General features: G+C 68.6%; 20 protein-coding genes and 1 tRNA gene. 9 read left to right on the top strand and 12 right to left on the bottom strand.

Going from position 1 to position 25,253, the window contains the following annotated elements; genetic code table 11:
- Positions 1-15: 15 nt before the first annotated feature.
- The 5 genes from VI238_RS17905 to VI238_RS17885 all read right to left on the bottom strand — a co-directional run bounded on the left by VI238_RS17905 (position 16) and on the right by VI238_RS17885 (position 4,158).
- Positions 16-816: an alpha/beta hydrolase family protein gene (locus VI238_RS17905; RefSeq protein ID WP_331653826.1), complete on the bottom strand. Its 801-nt coding sequence runs from the start codon at positions 814-816 to the stop codon at positions 16-18.
- Positions 800-1,957, bottom strand: a complete 1,158-nt coding sequence (locus VI238_RS17900) for a DUF3182 family protein (protein WP_331653825.1) — start codon at positions 1,955-1,957, stop codon at positions 800-802. The genes VI238_RS17905 and VI238_RS17900 overlap by 17 nt, the downstream gene beginning before the upstream one ends.
- A 12-nt stretch (positions 1,958-1,969) precedes the next feature.
- Positions 1,970-2,344, bottom strand: a complete 375-nt coding sequence (locus VI238_RS17895; protein WP_331653824.1) for a hypothetical protein — start codon at positions 2,342-2,344, stop codon at positions 1,970-1,972.
- An 18-nt stretch (positions 2,345-2,362) separates the two neighbouring features.
- Positions 2,363-3,280 carry an SDR family oxidoreductase gene (locus tag VI238_RS17890; protein WP_414650085.1) on the bottom strand — a complete coding sequence of 306 codons (918 nt, stop codon included), beginning with the start codon at positions 3,278-3,280 and terminating at the stop codon, positions 2,363-2,365.
- Positions 3,281-3,510: 230 nt separating this feature from the next.
- Entirely contained in the window at positions 3,511-4,158 is a 648-nt protein-coding gene (locus VI238_RS17885; RefSeq protein ID WP_331653823.1) for a MarR family transcriptional regulator, read from the bottom strand.
- Between VI238_RS17885 and VI238_RS17880 the strand changes: the two genes are divergently transcribed.
- A complete protein-coding gene (locus VI238_RS17880; RefSeq protein ID WP_331653822.1) occupies positions 4,151-5,080 on the top strand; it encodes a type II CAAX endopeptidase family protein in 930 nt (309 codons plus the stop codon). The genes VI238_RS17885 and VI238_RS17880 overlap by 8 nt on opposite strands.
- 9 nt (positions 5,081-5,089) lie before the next feature.
- Here VI238_RS17880 and VI238_RS17875 read toward each other — a convergent pair.
- Positions 5,090-5,179 (bottom strand) — tRNA-Ser (locus VI238_RS17875).
- A gap of 261 nt (positions 5,180-5,440) precedes the next feature.
- Between VI238_RS17875 and VI238_RS17870 the strand changes: the two genes are divergently transcribed.
- Positions 5,441-6,094: a response regulator gene (locus VI238_RS17870; RefSeq protein WP_331653821.1), complete on the top strand. Its 654-nt coding sequence runs from the start codon at positions 5,441-5,443 to the stop codon at positions 6,092-6,094.
- A 90-nt stretch (positions 6,095-6,184) separates the two neighbouring features.
- On the opposite strand, the gene VI238_RS17865 is transcribed toward VI238_RS17870, so the two are convergent.
- Positions 6,185-9,373, bottom strand: coding sequence for an Rne/Rng family ribonuclease (locus tag VI238_RS17865; RefSeq protein ID WP_331653820.1), 3,189 nt, complete (start codon positions 9,371-9,373; stop codon positions 6,185-6,187).
- Positions 9,374-9,867: 494 nt separating this feature from the next.
- Here VI238_RS17865 and VI238_RS17860 point away from each other — a divergent pair, with 494 nt between their 5' ends.
- A complete protein-coding gene (locus VI238_RS17860; protein WP_331653819.1) occupies positions 9,868-10,809 on the top strand; it encodes an RluA family pseudouridine synthase in 942 nt (313 codons plus the stop codon).
- Here the strand turns inward: VI238_RS17860 and VI238_RS17855 are convergent.
- On the bottom strand, positions 10,795-11,700 hold the full coding sequence (locus tag VI238_RS17855) for a DMT family transporter (RefSeq protein WP_331653818.1): 906 nt from the start codon (positions 11,698-11,700) through the stop codon (positions 10,795-10,797). The two genes, VI238_RS17860 and VI238_RS17855, sit on opposite strands and share 15 nt — an antisense overlap.
- A gap of 104 nt (positions 11,701-11,804) precedes the next feature.
- On the opposite strand from VI238_RS17855, the gene VI238_RS17850 reads away from it, so the two are divergent.
- Complete coding sequence (locus VI238_RS17850) at positions 11,805-13,211, top strand: PLP-dependent aminotransferase family protein (protein WP_331653817.1); 1,407 nt, start codon at positions 11,805-11,807, stop codon at positions 13,209-13,211.
- 25 nt (positions 13,212-13,236) lie between these two features.
- On the top strand, positions 13,237-13,953 hold the full coding sequence (locus VI238_RS17845) for an HAD family hydrolase (protein WP_331653816.1): 717 nt from the start codon (positions 13,237-13,239) through the stop codon (positions 13,951-13,953).
- Positions 13,954-13,965: 12 nt separating this feature from the next.
- Here the strand turns inward: VI238_RS17845 and VI238_RS17840 are convergent, their stop codons facing one another.
- Both VI238_RS17840 and VI238_RS17835 read right to left on the bottom strand, forming a co-directional pair.
- Positions 13,966-15,372, bottom strand: coding sequence for a deoxyribodipyrimidine photo-lyase (locus tag VI238_RS17840; RefSeq protein WP_331653815.1), 1,407 nt, complete (start codon positions 15,370-15,372; stop codon positions 13,966-13,968).
- A 105-nt stretch (positions 15,373-15,477) separates the two neighbouring features.
- On the bottom strand, positions 15,478-15,825 hold the full coding sequence (locus VI238_RS17835) for a 4a-hydroxytetrahydrobiopterin dehydratase (protein WP_331653814.1): 348 nt from the start codon (positions 15,823-15,825) through the stop codon (positions 15,478-15,480).
- A gap of 166 nt (positions 15,826-15,991) precedes the next feature.
- Here VI238_RS17835 and VI238_RS17830 point away from each other — a divergent pair, with 166 nt between their 5' ends.
- Positions 15,992-16,588: an NfuA family Fe-S biogenesis protein gene (locus VI238_RS17830; protein ID WP_331653813.1), complete on the top strand. Its 597-nt coding sequence runs from the start codon at positions 15,992-15,994 to the stop codon at positions 16,586-16,588.
- A 91-nt stretch (positions 16,589-16,679) separates the two neighbouring features.
- Here the strand turns inward: VI238_RS17830 and VI238_RS17825 are convergent, their stop codons facing one another.
- A complete protein-coding gene (locus tag VI238_RS17825; protein WP_331653812.1) occupies positions 16,680-17,030 on the bottom strand; it encodes a cytochrome c in 351 nt (116 codons plus the stop codon).
- Positions 17,031-17,046: 16 nt separating this feature from the next.
- The gene (locus VI238_RS17820; protein ID WP_414650084.1) at positions 17,047-17,526 is read right to left on the bottom strand and encodes a c-type cytochrome; all 480 of its coding nucleotides are present in this window, start codon (positions 17,524-17,526) and stop codon (positions 17,047-17,049) included.
- 214 nt (positions 17,527-17,740) lie between these two features.
- Here VI238_RS17820 and VI238_RS17815 point away from each other — a divergent pair, with 214 nt between their 5' ends.
- The 3 genes from VI238_RS17815 to VI238_RS17800 all read left to right on the top strand — a co-directional run.
- Positions 17,741-18,976 (top strand): efflux RND transporter periplasmic adaptor subunit, encoded by a 1,236-nt coding sequence (locus tag VI238_RS17815; RefSeq protein WP_331653811.1) that lies wholly within the window; start codon positions 17,741-17,743, stop codon positions 18,974-18,976.
- A gap of 41 nt (positions 18,977-19,017) precedes the next feature.
- Entirely contained in the window at positions 19,018-22,527 is a 3,510-nt protein-coding gene (locus tag VI238_RS18800) for an efflux RND transporter permease subunit (RefSeq protein ID WP_414650086.1), read from the top strand.
- On the top strand, positions 22,524-25,253 hold a 2,730-nt coding region (locus VI238_RS17800), incomplete at its 3' end, for an efflux RND transporter permease subunit (RefSeq protein WP_331653810.1). The genes VI238_RS18800 and VI238_RS17800, both read left to right, overlap by 4 nt.

The raw sequence follows: 25,253 nt of genomic DNA, 5'->3' as shown, positions 1-25,253 counted from the left end.
GTGGCCCCTGATGGGCTACTGCCGGGACGGCGCGCGCGCGATGTCGCGCTTGTGGCTCTCCACCGTGCGGGCGGCCGCGCTGGCACGGGCACCTGCGATCATCTCGGTGAGCCATTTGATCAGCAGGCCTGTGTACTCGGCTTGCATCGTCTTGCTCGAGAACGCGTGGTCCGCGTCGGCGACGAGGCGTGCAGTGAGCGAATGTGCGCGGGTGAAGGCCGCGACGTAGTTCTCGATGACCGCGTGCGGGATGATGCGGTCGTGCTCGGCTTCCACGAGCAGCACGTCGCCGCGGTACGCTTCGCACGCGCGCAGTGCGCGGTTGTCGCGCGCCTCGATGCGTCGCCCGCGCCACGCGGGAAGGTCGGGATCGGCGTGCAGCGAGAGCTTGGGCAGATCCCATCCCGCGTCCTTGTACAGCGCAGGCGAGCGCAGCGCGAGCCAGCGCACGGGCCGCTCCGCGCTGAGCAGGGCGGCGAGGTAGCCGCCGTAGCTGACGCCGACGACCGCGAGCGCTTCGCGGTCCACGGTCGGACGCGCAGCCATCCAGTCGTACGCGGCGACGAGGTCGGCGAAGTTCTGCGCGCGGCTGACCGTGGCGGAGACCTCGCGCGTGCCATGCCCACGCAGGTCGAACGTGACGCAGACGCAGCCGAGCCCCGCCGCTTCCCGCGCGCGCGCGAGGTCCTGGATCTGGCTGCCGCCCCAGCCGTGCACGAACAGCACGCCAGGCAGCTCGCGCGCCGGCATGAGCATCGCACCCGGCATCGATTCGCCGGCTACGTCGATGCGGACGCGGTCAAGGCGGATATCCATCGGTTTTCGCCTGCGCGTACTTGACGAGCCCGCCGAATCGCATCGCGCTGTCTTCGAAATAGACGATCGCGTCCGCGGGTGGCGTCGGGTTCCCGTATGCCTCATGCGTCGCCACGCGGATGGAGGCGAGGTACGGATCGGCGGCGAACGCGCGCAGCGCGAGCAGTTCGGCCGGAGTCGCGCCACCGATCCGCCAGGACTGCTCCAGCACGCCGATGTGCGCGAAACCGTCGATGTCGAAGCCGTGCACGACATCGTAGTTGCGCCGCGACGCGTAGAAGAGCGGGTACGCCGCGGCGACGGCCGCGTCGTAGTGGAGCGCCTTGGCCAGCGCGGTGGCGACCACGGCGGGCATGCCCAGCGAGGACAGGGCGCGGAAATCGCCGCGCACCGCGACGAGATCGCTGCCGCCGTAGACTTCGCGGCCGAGGTGGTCGATGACGGTGCGCTGGCGACCGAAGTAGCTGATCCTCGATGCGCCGACGCGCGTGGTGCCGATGCTGTACGTGCTCGCATCCGCGAGGTTGCGTTCGACGACGACGCCGTGCCGCGCGAGCTCGTCGTCGGCGATCGCGAGTGCGGCCGTGTCGAAATGGTCCAGCGTCGCGCATACGGCCTGGCCGTGGCCGCCGCGCGCGACGGCCGCCTTCAGGCGGATCGGTCCGCGTTGGAGCAGGCGAGCGGCGGCGACGCGCGCATCGGAGCGCGAGAACGCGGCGTAGCCTTCGAGCACGGCGCCGTCGAGGTCGCGCGCGAGGTCGATCGACCATGCCTCCGGCGCTGCGGCGTCGCGCGACAGGATGCCGTGCGTGATCGCCTTGCCGGCGACGAATGCATGCGGTACGACGCCGCCGAGCAGGTCGCCCTCGTTGCGGATGCCGAGCGCGTCCGCCTCGCGCGCGAGCAGCGTCTGCAGCGGCACCGCGTAGGTCGGCCATGCCAGCACGCCACCCTCGTGTTCCCCTGCGAACGCATAGCCGAGCAGTGCCGCGACTTCGCGCCCGATGTGGCGTTGCGTTGCCGTCTCATGATGGTCGACGTCGCGGCCCGCCTCGGTGAGCAGCACGACGCGACCGCGTCGCAGCGGGATGCCTGCAGCCACGGTTTCGCCGACGATCGTGCCTGTCCCGACGATACGCATGGTTCGACGCGCTCATGCGGCCGACGCCGCGGCGTTCGCGTGGCGGCACGATGCATGGCCGCAGCCGCAGGTCTCATGCGCGACGGCGTAACCCTGTCGTCGATCTCGGCACGCGTTCGAACACCATCGGTCGGGTGGCGCCACGTCGCACGTGCACGCCGGATGCGCGCAGCGCGCCGCATGATCGGGTGCAGGTTCGTCGCTCGAGCGCAGCGCGGGCACGAACGGCGATACCGGATCGCTCGTCGGGAACGTCTCCTGCAGCGCTTCGTCGAGCGCATGGCTCTCGTGCGCCTTGCGCGCTGCGCGCTCGTGCTCCGATTCCGCCGCTGGGGTGCGCGCCGTTCCGGTGGCGGGCGGGAGGTCCTTGCGGTCGCGATGGGTCATGGCGTGGTCCTCGATCGATCAGGGATTGCCGTCGCCGCCGGATGCGCCGTAGACCTGTCCTGTCACGTACGAGGCGTCATTGGCGGCGAGGGCGACGTAGACGGCGGCGATTTCCGCGGGCTGGCCGGGACGGCCGAGCGGCGTGTCGGCACCGAACTCCTTGAGGCGTTCGCGCGTCTGGCCGCCGCAGACCTGCAGGGCGGTCCAGAACGGGCCGGGCGCGACGGCATTGACGCGGATGCCGTGCCGCGCGAGCTGCTTGGCGAGTGCCTTGGTGAAGTTCGCGATCGCGGCCTTCGTCATCGCGTAATCGAGCAGGTGCGCCGACGGGTCGTACGCGTTGACCGACGCCGTGTTGATGATGCCCGCGCCCGGAGGCATGCATGCGATCGCCGCCTTCGTGATCCAGAACATCGCGTAGACATTGGTCTTGAAGGTCCAGTCGAATGCCTCGGTGGAAATGTCGAGGATCGACTCCGCGCTTTGCTGGCGCCCCGCATTGTTGACGAGCAGGTCGAGTCCGCCGAGTTCCTCGTTGGCGCGCGCGACGAGCTGCTGGCAGAAGGCCTCGTCGCGGATGTCGCCCGGCAGGCACGCCACGCGGCGGCCAGCGGCGCGGATCAAGGTCGCGACGTCCTGCGCATCCGGTTCTTCCGCCTCGAGATACGAAAGCGCGACATCCGCACCTTCGCGCGCGAACGCGATCGCGACGGCGCGCCCGATGCCGGAGTCGCCGCCAGTGATAAGCGCCTTGCGTCCGCTCAATCGCCCGCGTCCGACGTAGCTCGACTCGCCATGGTCAGGTCGCGGCTCCATCTTCGAGGCGAGGCCCGGCCACGGCTGCGCCTGCACCGGAAACGGCGGGCGTGTATGCAGCGTCGCGGGACTCTTCAGCGTCGTCGATGGATCACTGCCGGGTAGGTGCCGTGGGTCCACATCGAAGGCCTCGTCGTACGATGGATGCACCGTAGGCGAGCGCGCCGTGCTCCAGCATGAACGGTGACTCTGCGGGCTTTAGGAACAATTCATGCGTCGGATCGCGACGAATGTTGCCAGCTCCATGCATCGATCGCGGCGCTTGGATCGTGCAAAGCGGACGTCGTCCGAACGAACGCCTTCCGTCATGCGAAATCGGCGCCTCGCCGAGCCGTTCCGGTGCGGGCCGATCACGGCTCGTCGGCGGGTGGTCCCAATGTCCGGCCCAGCTTCTTCAAGAGTGCAGCGAGTCGCGCTCCTTCGGCGGCGGACAATCCGGAGAGTGAGTCCGCGGCTTCCGCGAATCGCACCGCGATCGCCTTGTCGATCAACTTGCGACCTTCGCCAGTGAGCGCGGCGGCGCTGGACCGGCGATCGTTCGGATCGGCGATGCGCGTGATCAGGCCATCGCGTTCGAGGCGGTCGAGGCAGGCGGTCATCGCGCCCGACGTGATCAGCACCGAATCGCGCAGCTCGGTCGGCGTGCGCCGATAGGGGCGTCCGCCCCGGCGCAACGTCGCCAGCACGTCGAGGTCCGTGTAGTGCAGGCCGAGCGGCCTGAGCACCGCGTTGGCACGGGCTTCGAGCCTACGCCCGATACTGAGCAACCGGCCGACGACCGCCATCGCAGCCGCGTCGAGTTCCGGCCGCTCGGCCCGCCATTCGGCCAGCAACCGGTCGATCCGGTCGTCGTCCTCGCCTTCGGTCCTGCGTGCCATCGGCGCACCCGTGCGATCGTCCTCGCATAGCTTGACATAGAGTATCTTGATGTCAAGATAAATAGCCACCGACGGGCGCCCGGCTCGTCGTTCCCATTCCGCAGAGGTGCGCTTGAACAAGATCCTTTTCGGTTCCGACGGCCGCCTGCGCAATGGCTGGTGGATCCTCGCCTTCGTCGTGCTGCTGCTCGGGAGCAGGTTCGCGTACACACCGGTGAGCCACGCCCTGCAGCAGCTGGGCGTGCCCAAGGACGGCCTCGAGCCGCTGCGACTGGGCTTCCTGCTGCTGGTCACCTGGATCTGCGTGCGCTTGCGCAGGGAACCGCTGTCGAGCATCGGCTTCGTGCTCGACCGCCGCTGGGCACGCGAGCTCGGCGTCGGTACGTTCTTCGGTCTCGCGACGGCGGCGCTCGCGGTGGCGATGATGTGGAGCGTCGATGGCGTGCGGCTGGAACTGGATCCCGCGCGCAGTCTGGCGACGTTGACGCGCGGCGCCTACGTGTTCGCGTTCGTCGCGTTGTTCGAGGAAACGCTGTTCCGCGGCTTCGTGTTCCAGCGCCTCGTGGCGGGCACGGGCCCCTGGTTCGCCTCGGTCGCGATGGGCTTGCTGTTCGCGACCGGTCATTGGGACAACCCCGGCATGCAAGGCGCGACGCTCGCCTGGGCTACCGTGGAACTCTTCCTGGGCGCCGTGCTTCTGGGATTGGCTTACCTGCGCACGCGCAGCCTCGCGATGCCGATCGGCATCCATCTCGGCTGGAACTGGACGCTCGGCCACCTGTTCGGCTTCGACGTGAGCGGTTTCGGCCAGGCGGGCTGGTTCCGTCCGCTGCTGCAGGACAGGCCCGAGTGGGTCACCGGCGGCTCGTTCGGACCCGAAGCGAGCATCTTCGCGGTCATCGTCGACGTGTTGCTGATCGTCGTGTTGTGGAAATGGAACGGCGCGTCCGCGTGGCGGCATGCGCGTGCCGTTCCGACGTCGGCGACGGATGTCGCGCGGAACGCAACGTCGCGTGACGACCGACGCAGGGTGGAATCGTAGTGCAGAAAGTGGCGGAGAGAGTGGGATTCGAACCCACGGTGGTATTGCTACCACGCCGGTTTTCAAGACCGGTGCCTTAAACCGCTCGGCCATCTCTCCGCTGTTCGTCGCGTCGTCGCGCCGTTGTTGCCGGCGACGCCGTTTTACTCGGGACATCCTTTCCCTCGCCCTGCGGGCCAGCGGCTGCGCCGCTGTTGGCTCCGGCATCCGGCTCGGATGTAACCGTTTCCCTACCGAAACGCTGCAGGTATCGCAAATCTACTACAGCGCGCGTCGTGAAATTCGGCGCATTATATGCGCACGCGATACCTCATCTCGGGTATCGTCGCAGCACGTCCAGGGAGAGGCGATGGGGGTCTCATGATCCGAGTGGTTCTGGTCGACGATCACGAGCTGGTACGCACCGGCTTCCGCATGATCCTCGCGCAGCAGGCCGGCATCGACGTCATCGGCGAGGCCGCCGACGGCGAACACGGGCTCGCCCTGATCCGCAGCGAAGTGCCCGACGTCGCGCTCGTCGACGTCCACATGCCGCGCCTCAGCGGCATCGAACTCACCGACCGCGTGCGCAAGCACAAGCTCGCGACGCGCATCGTCATCCTCAGCGTCGTCAGCGAAGCGCCGTTCCCGCGACGCCTCATCGAAGCGGGGGCGAGCGGCTACCTCACGAAGGGATGCGCGGCGGACGAACTCGTACGCGCGGTGCGTCAGGTCGCCGACGGACGCCGCTACCTGTCGCCCGACATCGCCGAAGTGCTCGCGCTCGGTGCGCTCGACGGTGGGGAATCCCCGTTCGAGGTGCTGTCGGCGCGAGAACTGGACGTCGCGATGATGCTCGCGCGCGGACAGGACATGCAGCTCATCGCCGACAGGCTCAAACTCAGCGCGAAGACGGTAGCGACCTACAAATACCGCCTGTTCGACAAGCTCGGCGTCGACAACCCGGTCGCGCTCGCGCATCTGGCGCATACGCACGGCTTGCTCGACGATCGTACGCGCGCGCTCAGCGACTGATGCCGCGGGGCGCTCGACGGAGCGCCGGATTGCCGACTTCTCCACTTCACGACCGGAAGCGGCACGGGGGAAAGCCCGCGCCGCTCGCCTTCATCGGGCGTTCGAATCGTCACCCGAGCGAGGTGGTTCACCGCTTGCCGGTTCATCCGCGTGAGGCGTCGGCTTTCGTTCTTCGACGCCCGGGGCCGGGCGCGTGAGCGGCAGTTCGAGCGTCTGTCCGCGATCCGACGATGTCGCGACGGGGCTTGCCGGCGTCGGCTTCGCGGCGGCGGGCTGGGCAGGTGCCATGGTCGACGGATCCTGCGGCGACGATGCCGCAGCGGCGGGCGTCGGCCTGGACGCCGGTGCGGGTGCATCGATCGGCGTCGGGCGCGGTGCTGCCGCCTCGACAGGCGCGTGCAGAGGTGCGTGCGACATGCCGAGCGCTGCCGCGACTTCGCGTTGCAGCGATCGCTCGGGCAGACCGTGCGCTCCGGGCGCCGTCACCGGTTTCGGCGCAGCGGGCATCGGCGCCGACGGCGCAGCGGCCTCCGGGATTCGTGCCGCCGCGCCGACGGGCGGTGCGGAAGGCGACGGCGCGGGCGTTGCTACCGGTGTCGGTACGGGCGTCGCCGGTGCCGACATCGCGTCCGGTGTCGGTGCGACGGGCGCGGGTGCGACGCGCGGAGCCGGTGCCGGCGCGGCAGGTGCCGGCACCGCATGCGGCGGCGTCGTTGTCGAGGCCGCCGGCGTGCGATCGTCCGACGGCGCGAGGGTCGGCCGCGCATCCGTTGGCGCGACGACCGGCGATGGCTCGGATACGCCCGTGCGCGAGGGGACCGGGACCGCCGGCGAAGCGCCAGGCGTCGTGGACGGTTCGCTTTTCGTTGGGCCAGGTACCGCCGCGGCGCCCGCCGCCGGAGGCGCTACCTGCCGGCGCTGCTCCTCGCCGCTGTCTTCGTCGTCGAAGTCGCGGTCGAGTTCGGCATCGAGCTGGGTCTCGGACATCGCGTCGCCCGGGCCATCCTTGCGGCGGCGACGACCGCCACGTCGCCCGCGGCGACGCGAGCGCAATTCGTCACGCGGCATCTCGCCTTCGGTCTTCGGGGCTTCGGTCGGCACGCTGCCCGCGGACACGCGTTCGCTCTTCTCGGTTGGTACCACTGCGGCTGTCGGCGGCGACGCGGACGGCGCATCCATCGATCGCGGCGCGGTCGGCTGCGGCGCAGGGCGTACCTCGCCCGCCGGTTTCGCCTCGGCCGACACGCGCTGCGGTGGCCGCGTTTCGCCGACGACCGGTTGCTCTCCACTACGGCTGCCAGAACGTTCGTCCCGGCGGTTGCCACGTTGCTGCGGCTGCTTCTGGCCGCGCGATTCGGCGCCCGGTCGACCGTCGCGACGTCCGTCGCGCGACGCCTGGCCTTGCGGCGATCCACCTTGCCGTTGCGGTTGCTGTTGCGGCCGGCTGCCTTGCTGTGCCGGTCCCGCCGGGCGTGGCTGCGGTGCGCGGGCCGACGGGGCGCGTGCGCCATTCTGCGCGGGACGCGCGGCGCTCGTGGTCGGCGCCGGTGCGTTGTCGCCGCGGAACCAGCCGATGAAGCGCGCGAGCAGACCGCCGCTCGGCATCGCGGGTGCGGGAACGGGGGAGGGCGCCGGAGCGGCCGGCAGGACCGGTGCGGCAGGTTCCGGCCGCTCCGGTGCCGGAGTCGCTCGCACGACGCCTGCGACGGCCGGCTGCTCCGGCTCTTCGCTCGGGCGCAACATCTGCGGCAGCGGCGTGGCCGCGACCGGCGTGGTGCGCTGGTAGCTCGGCTTCGTTTCCTCGCCGATGTCGGCGGCCCGTAGGCGCTGGATCTCCAGGTGCGGCGTCTCCAGCTTGTCGTCGGCGACGACGATCACGTTGACGTCGTGGCGCGCCTCGATCTCGCTCAGCTGGCGGCGCTTCTCGTTGAGCAGGAAGTTCGCCACGCTCGGCGGCGCCTGCACGAGCACCTGGCCCGTGCTCTCCTTCATCGCGTGTTCCTCGACGAGGCGCAGCGCGGACAGGGACAGCGACTCGACGCCGCGGATGCGGCCGTGGCCCTCGCAACGCGGGCAGACGATCTGGGTCGCCTCACCGAGGCTCGGGCGCAGCCGCTGGCGCGACATCTCGAGCAGGCCGAAGCGCGAGATGCGGCCGACCTGCACGCGCGCGCGGTCGAGCTTGAGCGCGTCCTTGAGCTTTTCCTCGACGTCGCGCTGGTGGCGCGGCGAATCCATGTCGATGAAGTCGATGACGATGAGGCCGCCCGCGTCGCGGATGCGCAGCTGGCGCGCGATCTCGACCGCGGCCTCGCAGTTCGTGTTGAACGCGGTTTCCTCGATGTCGCCGCCCTTGGTCGCCTTCGCCGAGTTGATGTCGATCGCGGTGAGCGCTTCGGTCTGGTCGATCACGATCGAACCGCCCGACGGCAGGCGCACGGTGCGCTCGAACGCGTTCTCGATTTGAGTTTCGATCTGGAAGCGCGAGAACAGCGGCGTCGTGTCCTGGTAGAGCTTGAGCTTGCGCAGGTTGTTCGGCATCACCTGCTGCACGAACTCGCGCGCGTCGGCGTAGAGTTCCTCGTTGTCGATGAGGATCTCGCCGATGTCGTTGCGCAGGTAGTCGCGCAGTGCGCGGATGATGAGCTTGGATTCCTGGTAGATCAGGAACGGCGCCGCGCGCGACTGGGCGGCTTCCGAGATCGCCTTCCACAACTGCAGCAGGTAGTCGAGGTCCCACTGGAGTTCTTCGGCATCGCGGCCGAGGCCGGCGGTGCGCACGATCAGGCCCATCTCGTCGGGGACCTGCAACGTGTCGAGCGCTTCCTTGATGTTCTGCCGGTCCTCGCCCTCGATCCGGCGCGACACGCCGCCGGCCTTCGGGTTGTTCGGCATCAGCACCATGTAGCGGCCGGCGAGGCTGATGAAGGTCGTCAGCGCCGCACCCTTGTTGCCGCGCTCTTCCTTCTCGACCTGGACGACGAGGTCCTGGCCTTCCTTGAGCAGTTCGCGGATGCCGGCCTTGTTGGGGTTGGCGCCGGGCGTGAAGTAGAGGCTGGAGATTTCCTTGAGCGGCAGGAACCCGTGACGGTCCGCGCCGTAGTCGACGAAGCAGGCTTCGAGGGACGGTTCGACGCGGGTGATGCGCGCCTTGTAGATGTTGGCCTTCTTCTGTTCCTTGGACGGGATCTCGATGTCGAGGTCGTAAAGGTTCTGGCCGTCCACGATCGCCACGCGCAACTCTTCCCGCTGAGTCGCGTTGATCAACATGCGTTTCATTGTCGTATTTCCTTCTCGGCGCTCGACTGCCGTCGGCGCTGCGCGTTGTCGCGCTGCGCGATGCCCGCGTTTCGCGGGCCGACGGCGGCAGGTGCGCCTCATGTTTCCGACCGGCGCTTCCGCGCGCCGGCATCATAGGGTGCTGCGCATCCGCGAACCCTCGCCCTCGTTGCGACGGCGAGCAATCCGCGACCCGAGCCATTACGATGGCCTTCCGTTCCTGCGCAGCGCTCCGATGGAGTGATCGAATGCGCAGGGCGTGAAAGGACGCGATGGACGGGGGCGTCATAGCTGTCCCGGACTCCCGCGGATGGGGCCCGGCACGGCGCGACACGCCAGTTCAGCATAGCAGTTTCCGGAAGATTTTTTCAATGAAGACACGTACTTCGGCGACAAATCGCGACGCCGACTCCAGCCGCCGACGCGGCGCGGCAACGCACGAGCCGAGAGCGGCCGGCGAGCCGCCGACCGTTGCAGCGGACGCGTCGCCGCGCGTGCAGACGGTCGCGGTACCCGATGACCGGGATGGCCAGCGCCTCGACAATTTCCTCGCAGGGCGGCTCAAGGGCGCGCCGCGGAGCCTCGTCTACCGCATTTGTCGCACGGGCGAGGTGCGCGTCAACGGGCGCCGGGCGAAGCCGGACCAGCGGCTTGCGGCGGGCGACGCGGTGCGGATCCCGCCGGTGCGCCTGGCCGAAAAGAGCGATGCCGGACCGCCGCCGGACGCACAGCTGAACAGGATCGAGGCGGCCATCGTCCACGAGGACCGCGACTTCCTCGTCATCGACAAGCCCGCCGGCATCGCGAGCCACGGTGGCAGCGGGGTCAGCTTCGGTGCGATCGAGCTGCTGCGCGCGGCGCGCCCGCGCGACACGCTCGAGCTCGCGCACCGGCTCGATCGGGACACCAGCGGCATCCTCGTGCTCACGCGCAAGCGCTCGGCCCTGACCGCGCTGCAGGCGGCGATCCGCGAGGGGCGGGTCGAGAAGCGCTACCTCGCGCTCATCGAGGGGGCATTGCCGAAGTCCCGCCTGACCGTCGACGCGCCGCTGCGCAAGTCGGTGCTCCAGGGTGGCGAGCGCATGGTCCGCGTCGACCCCGACGGCAAGCCCTCGCGCTCGCACTTCAGCGAGATCGAACGGTACCCGGGCGCGAGCCTCGTGGAGGTCGCGCTCGAGACCGGGCGCACGCACCAGATCCGCGTCCACGCACAACACCTCGGCCACCCGCTCGCGGGCGACGAGAAGTACGGCGACCGCGAGTTCAACAAGGCGATGCGCGAGCTCGGGCTCCGGCGGTTGTTCCTGCATGCTGCGCGCTTCGAGTTCTCGCTCGGCGAGCGCAGCTACAGCTTCAGCGCGCCGCTCGCGCCCGAACTCGCCGTGGTGCTCGACACGCTGCAGGGGCGAGGCGCGGCGCGTTCAACCGCACGCTGACGCCGCTTGCGGCCGTCGCCACTTGAGGTTCACGCCGAGGGTGCCGAGCACGATCAGGGCGATGCCCGCGAGTTGCACCGGTCGCAGCGTGCGACCGTACAGTCCGTAATCGAGCAGCAAGGTGACGACCGGATAGATGAACGCCATGACGGCGATCGTCGTGACCGGCAGGCGCGGATACGCGGAGTAGAACAGCACGTAGCAGATGCCGCTGTGGATGAGGCCGAGTCCGGCCAGCCAGAACCAGTGCGGACCCGGTTGCGCGACCGCTCCGATGTCCGCGAACGGTGCGAGCATCGCCACGCCGGTGAGGCATTGCACGAGCACCACGACGAGCGGGCGCTCGCGACTGATCCGGCGCGACAGCAGGAGCGACGCGCCGCAGAGGATCGCCGCGACGAACGTCAGCGCGATGCCGAGCGCATAGGCGGGACCGCCGCCCGCGATCAGCTTGAGCGGATCTGCCGCGAGGGCGACGCCGACGAACGCGAGCGCGGTCCAGCCGAGGTCGGCCGCGTGCGCTCGCTCGCCGAAGAACACGGCCGCGATCACGATCATCGCGAACGGGAAGAAGTGGTAGACGAGCGTCGCCACGCCGATCGAGGAGCGCGCCATGCCCGCGAACAGCGCGACCCAGTTGAGCACGAGCAGCACGCCGCTGAGTACGGCGGCGCGCAGCAGCGCGCGGTCGCGTAGCACGCCGCGCAACTGCCCGCGCGCGAGGCCCCAGACGAGGAGGAACACGCTTCCGAACACGCAGCGGAAGAACACCGTCGTGATCGGATCCTGGCCGCCTTCGTGCGCGAACACGCCGACCGAGCCGATCAGGATCTCGGCGATGAACAGTTGCAGCATCGCGCTGCGGTCGTGCTGCGGGTTCGCATGGGCCATGGTCGATACCGGAACGGGAAAGCCCCCAGCGTAAGTCTCGCCGATCGACCGGTACAGAATCAGATATCATTGCAATCGACCGGTACAGATGGAGCGCCACGGCCTTGCTCTACGAAGATCTCGCGGGACGCCTGGGTGCGCAGATCCGCCGCGGCCTGCTCCGGCCGGGCGAGCGCCTGCCGTCGCTGCGCCGGCTCGGCCGGCAGGAGAAGGTGAGCATCGCGACGGCGGTCGAAGCCTACTTGAGGCTCGAGCGCGAGGGGCTCGTCGAAGCGCGCGAGCGCTCGGGCTACTTCGTGCGCGCCCGTGCCGTGCCGCCGCCGCAGGCGCGGCTGCCGCGCGTGCAATCGCGCGCGCCACAGACGCTGCGCAACCCGGCCTTGCTCGGCGTGCTGGACGTGCTGTCGCGCGAGGACCTGTTGCCGTTGCACGTGACGACGCCCGCAGCGGAATTGCTGCCGGGCAGGGCGCTCGCCGCCGCGACCGCGCGCACCTTGCGTCGCGATCCCGGGCTTGCGCTCGCCTACGGTGCGCCGCAGGGCCTCCTGCAGCTGCGAGAGCAGATCGCACGGCGTTACCTGGGTTGCGGCGTCGAGGTGGATCCTGCCGAGGTCGTGATCACGGCCGGTGCGATGGAGGCGATCTCGCTCGCCTTGCGCTGCGTCACGCGCGCGGGCGACGTCGTGCTGCTCGAAACGCCGACCTACTACGGCATCCTGCAGGCGGTCGCCGCGCTCGGCCTGCGCGCGATCGAAGTGCCGAGCAGGGGCTCGGCGGGCATCGACGCGGCGGCCGTGCGCACGGCACTGGAGCGCCACCCGGTGCGCGCTGCGGTGCTCGTGCCGAATTTCAACAACCCGAACGGCAGCCTGACCGGCGACGACGACAAGCGCGCGATCGTCGCCGCGTGCGGCGAACGTGGCGTGGTCGTGATCGAGGACGACCTCTACGGCGAGCTCGCCTATTCGGGCGAGCGCCCCGCACCATTGCGCCGGTACGCCGGACGCGCGCGCGTGATCACCTGCAGCTCGTGGTCGAAGACGCTCGCGCCCGGGCTGCGCGTCGGCTGGGCACTGGCGGGCGATCACGTCGACGACATCGTGCGCGCGAAATGCTTCTCGTCGGTCGCGACGGCGAGCCTGCCGCAGCGTGCGATCGGCGAGTATTTCGCGCGCCACGACTTCGATCGCTCGCTGCGACGCCTGCGACGCGAACTGGCGACGAACGCGCAGCGCTGGCGCGACGCGATCCGCCGCTCGTGGCCCGACGGCACGCGCGTATCGGAGCCGGCCGGCGGCGTGTCGCTGTGGCTCGAACTGGCCGGCGGCGTCGACGGCCAGGCGCTGTTCGAGGCGGCCATGGCGCACGGCATCGGCTGCCTGCCAGGACACCTGTTCTCGTTGCGTGGCGACTATCGCGGGCACCTGCGGCTCGGCCTCGGCCTGGCGTGGAATGCGCGCGTCGAGGACGGGTTGCGCGAGCTCGGCCGCCTCGCCGGCCGCCTCGCGTGACGGCGCACGTGCCGACGAGGACACCATGATCGAACTGGTCGGTTTCGACGGCGACGACACGCTCTGGCACAGCGAGGGCTACTACCAGCACGCCGCCGGCGCGTTCCAACGCATCGTCGGCGCCTACGTCGACGTCGCCGACGCGTCGGTACGCAGCCGCCTGCACGCGGTCGAGCGGCGCAACCTCGCGTTGTTCGGCTATGGCGCGAAGGGCATGGCGCTGTCGATGATCGAAACCGCGATCGAGCTTACCGGCGGTGCGATCGCGGCGCGAGACATCCATCGCATCGTCGAGCTGGGCCGCGCGATCCTCGATCATCCGGTCGAACTGCTCGACGGCATCCGCGCCGCGGTCGAAGACGTCGCGGCGCGCCATCGCATCGTCCTCGTCACGAAGGGCGACCTGTTCCACCAGGAACGCAAGGTCGAGCAGAGCGGGCTAGCCGGGCTGTTCCATCGAATCGAGATCGTTTCGGAAAAGGACGATCGCAGCTATGCGCGCGTGCTCGCCGAGTGCGCGGTCGAAGCGCCCGCGTTCGCGATGGTCGGCAATTCGCTGCGCTCCGACATCGAACCGGTCATCGGCCTGGGCGGCTGGGGCATCCACATGCCGTACCACGTGACCTGGGAACACGAACTGCAGCACGGCGTCGAAAGCGGCCATCCGCGCGTCGCGACGGTCGACGGCCCCGCGGGCATCGCGGCTGCCCTCGCTGTCTTCGATGCGGAGTCCCGCGGCTGAGCGGACGCCCGCTCAGCCCGTCGCGACGGCGCGTCGCACGGCGTCGTAGCCCGCGAGCGCCGCGGTGCGGCTGGTGCCGAGATCGACGAGCGGTTGAGGATAGCCGCTGCGCCGGAGCGCGGCGGGATCGGTCCATGGGCGATGGATCGTGCGCGCGTCGAGGGCCGAGAGTTCGGGTACCCAGCGGCGCACGTAATGACCGTCGACGTCGAAGCGCTCGCCCTGCGTGACGGGGTTGAAGATGCGGAAGTAGGGCGCGGCGTCGGCGCCCGTGCCCGCGGTCCATTGCCACCCTTGCGTGTTGTTGGCGAGGTCCGCGTCGACGAGCGTGTCCCAGAACCAGCGCGCGCCGTGCAGCCAGTGCTGGCGCAAATTCTTGGTGAGGAACGAAGCGACCAGCATGCGCACGCGGTTGTGCATCCATCCCGTCGCCCAGAGTTCGCGCATGCCCGCATCGACGATCGGGATGCCGGTCCGCCCGTGCTGCCAGCGGCGGATCCGTCGTGGCGCCTCGCGCGCCCACGGGTAGCGATCGAACGCGGGATTGAGGTTGCGCTCGGCGCTGTCCGGAAAGTGGTACAGCAGGTGGTGGGAGAACTCGCGCCAGCCGAGTTCGCGCAGATAGCTCTCGTTGCCGCGGCTGCGTGCGTGCTCGAGCTCCCATGCGATGCGCATCGGCGATATCTCGCCGAAATGCAGGTGCGGCGAGAGGCGCGAGGTTCCGCTCACCGAAGGCAGGTCGCGCGCGCCCGCATACGCGTCGATCGCGTCGTCGAGGAAGCGTCGCAGCGCGGCCTCGGCACCGGACTCGCCGGGGCGCCAGCAGGCGTCGAATCCCGCGTCCCAGCGGATGCGCGGCAACAAGCCGAGCGATTCGATCGTGGAAGGGCTCGACGTCGGTCCAGGTACGCGCTTGGGCGCCGGCAGGGGCGGCCGCACCTCGAGGCGCGCGCGCAGGTTGCGCCAGTACGGCGTGAACACGCGATACGGACCGCCGGAGCCGGTTGCGATCTCCCAGGGCTCGCACAGCAGCGTTGCATTGAAGCTGCTCGCGTCGACGCCGGTTGCGCGCAATGCGTACTTGATCGTGGTGTCGCGGGCGATCGATGCCGGTTCGTACTGCCGGTTCCAGTACACCGCGCGAGCGCCCGTCGTGGCGGCGAGCTCGCGCAATGTCGCGAGGCTCCCGCCTTCGCGTACGTGCAGCGCCGCGCCGCATGCGCGCAGGTCGCGATCGAGGCTCGTGAGCGAATGGTGGAGCCACCAGCGGCTCGCGGCCCCCGGCGACCAGGGGGCTTCCTCTTCCGGCGCGTGCACGTAGACGGGAACGACCGTGGCGTGCGAGGCGAGCGCGGCCGACAGCGCAGGGTTGTCGGCGAGGCGCAGGTCGCGGCGGAACCAGACGAGCGCGACGCTCACGGGCGCTGTGTCCCTGCCGGCGCTGCGGCACCGCGTGCGTCGCATGGCGTCATGTCGGATCCTCTCGGGGCGTACTTCTCCTACGACGCGGCACGCGGTTCGGATTCAGGTCGCGCGGATGTCTTCGACGCGCGCCGCGCAAATGAGGTCGTTGAGCGAAAGTCCGCCCACGTCGTGGGTCGAGTAGTGCACCGCGCAGCGGTCGTAGTGCACCTCGAGGTCGGGATGATGGTCCTCGCGGTGGGCGATCGAAGCGACCGCGTTCACGAAAGCCATGGTGTGGAAATAGTCGGGAAAACGGAATTCCTTGCGGATGCCGCTGCCGTCGGACGTGCGCTGCCAGCCCGCGAGCGCGGCGAGGCCGGCAACGACGTCGTCGGACGAGAGACCGGCGTCCTTTCCCTTGCGCGGCACGCAATGCTGCGTGCGCAGCGATTCGATCGAATACGTCATGTGGGAAGACCCTGCGGAGACGATGCGCGAGTATAGGGCGGATGACGCGCGGGCAATTCAGGACTAAACTGGTGCTGTTTCTTTGCGGACGTGCTGTCCGCGAAAGAAAGAGCGGCCATCCATGGCGGCACTTCTCATCAAGAGCACAGGATCGGGGCACGCAGTCATGATTTCGTTGTCGGCTTCGGCGCAGGAGCATTTCCGCAGGCTCGTCGAGCAGCAGGCGCTGCCCGGGCTCGGCATCCGCGTCGTAGCGGTCGACGCGGGCACGCCGAAGGGCGATTGCCAGCTCGAATTCAGCGAGCCGTCCGACCGCGACGGCAGCGAGTGGGAAGTCGAATGCGACGGCTTTTCGCTGTTCGTCGACGCCCACAGCGTGCCGTTCCTCGACGGCGCGACGATCGACTTCGCGCGCAACGCGACCGGCGGTGAGCTGACCATTCGCGCGCCCGCGTTGCGCGGCAGCGTACCCGGCGCGGACGCGAGCGTGGTCGAGCGCGTGCGCTACGTGATCGAGAGCGAGATCAACCCGCAGCTCGCGTCGCACGGCGGACGCGTGAGCCTGCGCGAAGTGACGGCCGACGGCGTCGTGGTACTGCAGTTCGGCGGCGGCTGCCACGGCTGCGGCATGGTCGACAAGACCCTGCGTGGCGGCGTGGAACAAACGCTGAAGGCGCGTGTACCCGAAGTCAGCGGCGTCGCCGATGCGACCGATCACGCGAGCGGCAGCACGCCGTACTACAAGCGGCCGGCGAACGCCTGAACGACGCGGAGCTGAGAATCCTTGCGCAGGGAGCGTGCCGGCACGGGCGCCGGCGCGAGGCGGGCGCGGCATGGCGCCGCGCCCGCGCGGATCAGTCGCCCTGCACCTTGTCGTGCAGGTCGGTCAACTTGCTGCCCGGCAGGCTCGAGAAGTACGCGGCGACGTTGACGATGTCTTCGTCGGACAACGTGGTCGCGAAACCGGCCATGATCGGGTTCTTGCGGTCGCCGGACTTGTATTCGCGCAGCGCGCGCTCGAGGTAGTCGTGGTACTGGCCGGCGAGCCGCGGGTACTGCGGGTCGGCGGCGTTGCCGTCGGCACCGTGGCAGGCCTGGCACGGCACGGCCTTCGCCTTGCCGGCTTCGATGTCGCCCTTGGCGAAGGCGGGCGCCGCGCAGACGGCGAGCGTCGTGATCAACAGCGATGCGGGGTAACGCTTCATCTCGTGCGGTCCTGGCTCAGGGCGTGAGGCTGGAAAGGTAGGTCGCGATGTCGCGGATGTCCTGCTCGGACAGGCTTTCGCCTTGCGCGCGCATCGTCGGGTGGGCGCGCTCGCCCTTCTTGTATCCGTTCAACGCCGCGACGAGATAGTCGTAGTTCTGCCCACCGATCTTCGGCACGTGATAGTTCGGATAGGGGTTCTTCCAACCCGGGATGCCGTGGCAGCCGGCACAGGTGTAGACCTTCGTTTTGCCCGCGGCGGCGTCGCCTTTGTCGGCGGCGAAGCTGGGCAGGGAAGTGATCAGCAGGACAGCGGCAAGCAGGGGCGCTCGGGTCATTTTCGTTCCGGTGCGGCGTTGGTTGAACTTCTCGGGCGTCAAGCCCGGGGAGTATAGCGGCCAACCGTCGCCGGCGGCCACCGCCGGCATGCACGAAACACGCCGCTCCGGACGACGGCGACGCGCCGCGGCACGCAACTCTTTGCGCCGCGCGTGCATCCAAGGGCGAAGCCGCGGCGTGACTACCGGCTCACGACGGCGCGGCGGATCTGGCGCAGCATCGCCGCACGGATCGTCACCCTGCTGCAACGGCAGGGCAGCAAGGACGCGGCGACCCCAGGGGGTCGAGATCGCCGGGCTGCCAGGCTATTGCACTTTGCTAGTGATGTAGTCTACTATAACACCAAGTCAACCCTCCCCCAGGCCGACTCCGATGCTCCCGAATCTCGCCGCAACCCCGAATTTCCGCGGTTTCCGAATCCTGCGCAGCTGTTCGCTCGCGGCTTCCATCGCCCTGCTTTCCGCCTGCGGTGCTGGCGGTGGCGACGGCATGGGCAAGGACGCCAACGCGCAGACATCGATCCCGGTCGAGGTCGCCCCGGCCTCGCACCAGACGATCACGGCCAACTACTCCGGCACCGCCACGCTCGAGGCCGTCGGTGACGCACAGGTCGTCGCCAAGACGACCGGCATCGTGCTCAAGCTTTTCGTCGAGGAAGGCATGCACGTGCAGAAGGGCCAGGTGCTCGCCGAGCTCGACAGCGATGCGGCACGCAACAAGCTCGCGCAGGCGTCGGCGACCCTGAAGAAGGCGCAGGCCGCTTACGACAAGGCCGACAAGGGCTTTGCGCTCAAGATCACGCCGAAGGCCGACTACGACAGCACGAAGTACGACCTCGAGACGCAGAAGGCCATCGTCGACGGCGCGCAGATCGACCTGTCCTACACGCGCGTCGTCGCGCCGATCTCGGGCGTGATCGCCAAGCGCTCGGTCAAGCTCGGCAATCTCGTGCAGCTGAACCAGGCGATGTTCCAGATCGTCGACCTCGATCCGCTCGAGGCAGTGCTCAACGTGCCCGAACGGGACCTCGACACGCTCAAGGCGGGCCAACCGGTGCGCATGCGCGTCGACGCGCTCGGCGGCAAGTCGTTCGACGGCTCGATCGCGCGCATCGCGCCGGTCGTCGACGCAGCGAGCGGCACCTTCCGCGTCACCTGCGCGTTCCGCGATTCGACCGCGACGCTGAAGCCGGGCATGTTCGGCCGTATCGAGGTCACCTACGACCAGCGCCACGACGCGCTCGTCGTGCCGCGCAACGCGATCGTCGAAGAAGACGGCGTGAGTTCGGTGTTCGTGGTCGAACCCGCGCCGCCGAAGGACGACAAGAAGGACGGCAAGCAAGCGCCGAAGGGCAAGGCGGGCGAGGCGGTCGCGGCCGAGACGGCGAAGCCTGCGCCTCCGGCGTTCGTGGCCAAGCGCCGCGTGGTCAAGACCGGCTATGCGGAAGGCGATCGCATCGAAATCCGCGACGGCCTCGCCGACGGCGAGCGCGTGATCACGATCGGCCGCAATGCGGTGCGCGAGGGGACCGAGGTGCAGGTGCTCGAGAGCGCGAGCAAGAGCCCCGATGCGATGGCGTCGGTCGCGTCGACGGAGAAGCATTCGTGAACCTGCCCGAGCTGGCGACCCGCCGGCGCGTCACGATCGGCATGCTGACCGTGACGCTGGTCCTGTTCGGCCTGATCGGCCTGAGCGGGCTCAAGGTCAACCTTCTGCCGGACCTGTCGTACCCGACCCTCACGGTGCGCACCGACTACGAAGGTGCGGCGCCGCTCGAGATCGAGAACCTCATCAGCCAGCCGATCGAGGAAGCGGTCGGCGTGGTGAAGAACGTGCGCAAGGTGCATTCGGTCTCGCGCACGAGCCAGTCCGACGTCGTGCTCGAGTTCGCCTGGGGCACCGACATGGACATGGCGAGCCTCGAGGTGCGCGACAAGCTCGACACGGTGCAGCTGCCGCTCGAAGCGAAGAAGCCGCTGCTGTTGCGTTTCAACCCGTCGACCGATCCGATCATCCGGCTCGGCCTGACGGCCAAGGGCGACACCGACGAGGCGCGCCTCAAGCAACTGCGCCGCTTCGCCGACGACGACCTCAAGAAGCACCTCGAGCCGGTCGCTGGCGTCGCCGCGGTCAAGGTCGGTGGCGGCCTCGAGGACGAGATCGAGGTGCTGATCGACCAGCAGAAGCTCGCGCGCCTCGGCATCGACATCAACGACGTCAACACGCGCCTCAAGAACGAGAACGTCAACGCGTCCGGCGGCCGCATCGACGAGGGCAGCCAGCGCTTCCTCGTGCGCACGATCAACCAGTTCAAGACGCTCGACGAGATGCGCGAGCTGCTCGTCAAGATCGACGGCAACGTGCCGATCCGGCTCAAGGACATCGCCGAGGTGCGCCAGGGCTTCAAGGAACGCGAAGGCATCGTGCGCATCGACGGCCACGAGGCGATCGAGCTCGCGATCTACAAGGAAGGCGACGCCAACACGGTGAGCGTCGCCAATGCGGTCAAGGCCGAGATCGAGCGACTGAAGAAGTCGCTGCCGGCCGATACGAACCTCGGCATGATCGAGGACCAGTCGGTGTTCATCGAAGGCGCGCTCAGCGACGTGAAGAAGGACGCGCTGATCGGCGGCGTGCTCGCGATCCTCATCATCTTCTTCTTCCTGCGCGACTCGTGGAGCACGTTCATCATCTCCCTGTCGCTACCGGTCTCGCTGATCGCGACGTTCTTCTTCATGGACCAGCTGCACCTCTCGCTCAACGTGATGTCGCTCGGCGGCCTCGCGCTCGCGACCGGCATGGTCGTCGACGACTCGATCGTCGTGCTCGAGAACATCGCGCGGCTGCGCGAGAAGGGCGCGTCGATCGTCGAGGCGGCCGTGCGCGGCACGGCCGAAGTGGGCATGGCGGTGACCGCTTCGACGTTGACGACGGTCGCGGTGTTCTTCCCGCTCGTATTCGTGCAGGGCGTCGCCGGCCAGCTGTTCCGCGACCAGGCGCTCACGATCACGTTCGCGATGCTCATCTCGCTCGTCGTCGCGATGACCTTGATCCCGATGCTCGCCTCGCTCAAGGGGCGCTCGCCGCTCGCGTACAAGGACGAGCCGGTGCAAGCCGATCCGCTCTGGCGCAAGACCCGCTCGGTCCTCCCGATGATCGCCTGGCCGCTCGAAAAGCGCTGGCCCGTCGTGCTGCGCTGGGCGCTGCTCGTCGTGCTGTTGCCTTTCTCGGTGCTGCTCGCCGTGCTCTACGTCGTCACGTTGCTCGTGATGCTCGTGATCTCCTACATCGTGCGCCTCTTCGCGCTGCTCGGCTTCCTCGTGTTCCGGCCGATCGGCGCGGGGATCGGCTACGTGCTCAAGCGCATTGCGGTCGTCGTGCTGTGGCCGTACGAGCGGGCGGCGATGGCCTATCACGGCTTCCTGCCGAAGGCGCTCGCGCGTCCGTGGCCGGTGCTCGGCTTCGCGGTCGCTGCGCTCGTCGCGACGCTCGCGCTCGTGCCGACGCTCGGCCTCGACCTCATCCCGCAGCTCGCGCAGGGTCGCTTCAACATGACGGTGACCTTGCCGCCGGGCACGCCGCTCGCGGAGACCGACAAGGTCGTCGACGAGATCTCGACGCGCCATGCGAAGGACCCGGGCGTCGAATCGATCTACGGCGTCGCCGGCACCGGCACGCGCCTCGACGCGAACCCGACAGAATCGGGCGAGAACATCGCGCGGCTGTCGATCGCGCTCAAGGACGGCGGCAGCAAGAAGATCGAGGCGGCCGAGATCGAGCGCTTGCGCCAGGGCATGACGCGCGCCGATGCGAGCGTCAAGTTCGCGCGGCCCGAGCTCTTCAGCTTCTCGGCACCGCTCGAAATCGAGATCCGCGGCTACGACCTCGACACGCTCGCCAAGGGCGGCCAGCGCCTCGCCGAACTCATGAAGGGCTCGCCGCGCTTCGCCGACGTCAAATCGACGGTGGAGGGCGGCTATCCGGAGATCCAGGTGCATTTCGACCAGGACCGCGCCGCCGCGCTCGGCCTGACCACGCGCGAGATCGCCGATCGCGTCGTGCGCAAGGTCAAGGGCGAGGTCGCCACGCGCTACGACTTCCGCGATCGCAAGATCGACGTGCTCGTGCGCGCTCGCGCTGCCGACCGCACCGGCGTCGACGACGTGCGCAACCTCGTCGTCGGCTACATCTCCGCGAAGGGCGCGAACGGTTCGGGCAGCGGCTCGACCAGCAGCGCCGCGGGCGCGATGGGTGGCGGCGGTTCCAGCGGCGGCGACGCCAACGGCAGCGACGGCAGCGGCGGCACGCTCGCCGACACCTCGCAGTCGAGCGCCGACACGCCAGTGCGCCTGTCCGCAGTCGCCGACGTGATCGCGACCGAAGGCCCGAGCGAGATCCATCGCGTGAGCCAGGAGCGCGTCGCGATCGTATCGGCGAACCTGCGCGAGGGCGATCTCGCGAGTGCGGTGAAGGAGGTCGAAGGCCTCGTCGCGAAGAATCCGCTCGCCGCGGGCGTGAAGGTGCGCATCGGCGGCCAGAGCGAGGAGCTCGATTCGTCGGTGCAGTCACTGCTGTTCGCGCTCGGCCTCGCGATCTTCCTCGTCTACCTCGTGATGGCGTCGCAGTTCGAGTCGCTGCTGCACCCGTTCGTGATCATGTTCTCGATCCCGCTCGCCGCGGTCGGCGCTATCCTCGCGCTCAAGCTGTCGGGGTCGGCGATCTCGGTGGTCGTATTCATCGGCCTCATCATGCTGGTCGGCATCGTCGTGAAGAACGCGATCGTGCTGATCGACCGCGTCAACCAGCTGCGCGAAGCCGGCGTGCCCAAGCGCGAAGCGCTCGCGCAGGGCGCCGAGTCGCGCCTGCGGCCGATCGTGATGACGACCTTGTGTACCTTGATCGGTTTCGCCCCGCTCGCACTCGGCTGGGGCGAAGGCGCCGAGGTGCGCGCGCCGATGGCGCTCACGGTGATCGGCGGCCTCGCCGTGTCGACGCTGCTCACGCTGGTCGTGATCCCGATCGTCTATGACCTGCTCGATCGGCGCGGCGACGCGTGGTACGTCGAACGCGGCGCGCGCCGGCACGCAAAGGTCGAGCACGCCGGTTCGGACGACGACCTCGCGATCGAAGGCTTCCATCCGGAGGGACAGCGCGCATGACGCTCGCCGAGCTCAGCCTGAAGCGACCCGTCACGGCGATCATGTTCTTCGTGACGATGGTGGTGATCGGCCTGATCGCCGCCTTCCGGTTGCCGCTCGAGCAGTTCCCGAGCATCGACGCGCCGTTTCTGTTCGTGCAGATCCCGTATCCGGGCTCGACGCCGGCTGAGATCGAACGCACGATCACGCGGCCGGTCGAGGAGGCGCTCGCGACCTTGCCCGGCATCAAGCGCATGAACTCCACCTCGGACGCCGAGTCCGCGCAGATCTTCATGGAGTTCAAATGGGGCGAGAGCGTCGCGATCAAGGCGGTGCAGGCGCGCGAGAAGATCGATGCGATCCGCGCCGACCTGCCGTCGGACATGCAGCGCTACTTCGTGCAGAAGTTCTCCACCTCGGACGAGCCGGTGCTGCAGTTGCGCATCGCCTCGAACGGCGCGGACCTCTCCAACGCGTACGAGCTCATCGAGCGCGAGATCAAGCGCCCGCTCGAACGCATACCGGGCGTCGCCAACGTCGACATCTCCGGCATCGGCAAGCCCGAGGTGCAGATCGAACTGTCCTCGGACCGGCTCAGCGCGCACAACATCAACCTCAACGACCTCTACACCACGCTGTCGAACGCGAACTTCGCGATCTCGGCCGGGCAGGTCGATGGCGCGGGCACGCGTTTCCGCGTGCAGCCGCAAGGCCAATGGCGCACGCTCGAGGACATCCGCTCGGTGCCGCTCGACGCCCAGGGCCTCAAGCTCGGCGACATCGCGACCGTCACGCTGCGGCCCGCGCGCGTCGACTTCGCGCGCCGCCTCGACGGCAAGCCCGCGATCGGCGTCGACATCCGCCGCGAGCGCAATGCGAACCTCGTCGACGTCGGCACCGCGGTGATGGCCGAGGTGAAGAAGATCCAGGCTTCGCCCGAGCTCAAGGGCATGCAGGTCTATGCGATGGAGAGCCAGGCCGAGAGCGTGACCGGCTCGCTCTCGCAGCTGGGCAAGGCCGGACTCGAGGGCACGCTGCTGTCGGTGCTCGTGCTGTTCTTCTTCCTGCGCGACTGGCCTTCGACGCTGATGGTATCGCTGTCGATCCCGATCTGCTTCGTGATGACGCTCGGCTGCATGTACTTCTTCGGCATCAGCCTCAACGTGCTGTCGATGATGGGGCTGCTGCTCGCGGTCGGCATGCTCGTCGACAACGCCGTCGTCGTGGTCGAGAGCATCTACCAGTACCGCGAAAAGTTTCCCGACAAGCCGTGGTACTGCGCGGTGCAGGGCACCCAGGTCGTCGGCGTCGCGATCGCCGCGGGCACGCTGTCGAGCGTGGTCGTGTTCCTGCCGAACATCTTCGGCGAGGCCAACAACATCTCGATCTTCCTCGCCCAGGTCGCGATCGCGATGTCGATCGCCCACCTCGCCTCGTGGCTCGTCGCGGTCAGCATCGTGCCGATGTTCGCCTCGCGCATGCCCCCGCCGAAGTTCCTAGGTCGCGAGAACGCGATCACGCGCCTGCGCGACCGTTACGGGCGCTTCGTCGCCTGGACGCTCGCGCACCGCCGCTGGACCATGCTCGGCGTGCTCGCCCTCGTCATCGCGAGCTTCGTACCGATGACGCAGACGAAGATGGACTTCTTCGGCGGCGGCGAGGCGCGCAACCTGCGCATGTTCTACCAGCTCAACGCGAACTACCGCCTGCAGGATCTCAAGCCCGAGGTCATGAAGGTCGAGAAGTACCTCAACGACAACCGCGAGAAGTTCGAGATCACCTCGGTCTACACCTGGTACTCCGAGCAGGGCCAGGCGATGACGCGCGTGCTGCTGCAGGACAAGAAGCCGGGCGTGATCGAGTGGGCGAAGGACCTGTTCGGCTACGGCAGCAATCGCTCGTCGTCGGCGATCAAGGAGGACATCCGCAAGGGCCTTCCCAAGCTCGCGACGGGCAAGGTCGGCTTCGACGGCAACGGCGACGGCGGACTCGGCGGCGGCGTCGACATCTCGCTGATCGGCGATTCGATGGAGGAACTGCGCGAGCTCGCGCCGAACGTGATCAACGTGCTTTCGCACCTGCCGAGCCTGCGCGACGTGCGCGCCGAGAAGGGCAACGGCGATCGCGAAGTCGCGACCCAGGTCGATCGGATCCGAGCCAAGCAGTACGGCTTCGACGCGCAGACGGTCGCGAACTACATCCAGATCGCGCTGCGCGGCATGCCGCTCAAGGACTTCCACGCCGACGACCGCCAACTGCCCGTGTGGCTGCGCTTCCAGGGCGCCGACACGCAGAGCCTTTCAGGCTTGTCCGACTTCAAGTTGCGCGCGCCCGACGGCACGCAGGTGCCGCTGCTGACGATGCTGCGCACCGACTCGCACGAGACCGCCTCGGCGATCCAGCGCGTCGATCGCCTGACCGCGCTGAAGATCACCGCGAACCTCGGCGAAAAGAAGACGATGCAGGACGCGCGCAAGGAAATCACCGAAGCGCTGGACACGTTCGCGTTCCCGCCCGGCTACCGCTGGAGCTTCGGCCAGGGCTTCGATCGCGAAGACCAGGCCGGCCAACAGATGTTGTTCAACACGCTCATCGCGCTCGTACTCGTCTACATCGTCATGTGCGCGATGTTCGAGTCGCTGATCTATCCGCTGGCGATCCTCACGACGTTCGTTTTCTCGGTGTTCGGTGTGTTCTGGCTGTTCTGGCTCAGCGGCACGACGTTCTCGATCATGGCCGCGATCGGC

The organism is Dokdonella sp., assembly GCF_036518555.1.
Classification (GTDB): domain Bacteria; phylum Pseudomonadota; class Gammaproteobacteria; order Xanthomonadales; family Rhodanobacteraceae; genus Dokdonella_A.
This window is presented reverse-complemented; position numbering and strand designations above follow the sequence as displayed.

Excerpts from the sequence above, each read along its gene's own strand:
- VI238_RS17905 (WP_331653826.1), bottom strand. The coding sequence starts at position 816 with ATGGATATCCGCCTTGACCGCGTCCGCATCGACGTAGCCGGCGAATCG.
- VI238_RS17900 (WP_331653825.1), bottom strand. The coding sequence starts at position 1,957 with ATGCGTATCGTCGGGACAGGCACGATCGTCGGCGAAACCGTGGCTGCA.
- VI238_RS17895 (WP_331653824.1), bottom strand. The coding sequence starts at position 2,344 with ATGACCCATCGCGACCGCAAGGACCTCCCGCCCGCCACCGGAACGGCG.
- VI238_RS17870 (WP_331653821.1), top strand. The coding sequence starts at position 5,441 with ATGATCCGAGTGGTTCTGGTCGACGATCACGAGCTGGTACGCACCGGC.
- VI238_RS17865 (WP_331653820.1), bottom strand. The coding sequence starts at position 9,373 with ATGAAACGCATGTTGATCAACGCGACTCAGCGGGAAGAGTTGCGCGTG.
- VI238_RS17855 (WP_331653818.1), bottom strand. The coding sequence starts at position 11,700 with ATGGCCCATGCGAACCCGCAGCACGACCGCAGCGCGATGCTGCAACTG.
- VI238_RS17845 (WP_331653816.1), top strand. The coding sequence starts at position 13,237 with ATGATCGAACTGGTCGGTTTCGACGGCGACGACACGCTCTGGCACAGC.
- VI238_RS17835 (WP_331653814.1), bottom strand. The coding sequence starts at position 15,825 with ATGACGTATTCGATCGAATCGCTGCGCACGCAGCATTGCGTGCCGCGC.
- VI238_RS17830 (WP_331653813.1), top strand. The coding sequence starts at position 15,992 with ATGATTTCGTTGTCGGCTTCGGCGCAGGAGCATTTCCGCAGGCTCGTC.
- VI238_RS17825 (WP_331653812.1), bottom strand. The coding sequence starts at position 17,030 with ATGAAGCGTTACCCCGCATCGCTGTTGATCACGACGCTCGCCGTCTGC.
- VI238_RS17820 (WP_414650084.1), bottom strand. The coding sequence starts at position 17,526 with ATGCACGCGCGGCGCAAAGAGTTGCGTGCCGCGGCGCGTCGCCGTCGT.
- VI238_RS17815 (WP_331653811.1), top strand. The coding sequence starts at position 17,741 with ATGCTCCCGAATCTCGCCGCAACCCCGAATTTCCGCGGTTTCCGAATC.
- VI238_RS18800 (WP_414650086.1), top strand. The coding sequence starts at position 19,018 with ATGCTGACCGTGACGCTGGTCCTGTTCGGCCTGATCGGCCTGAGCGGG.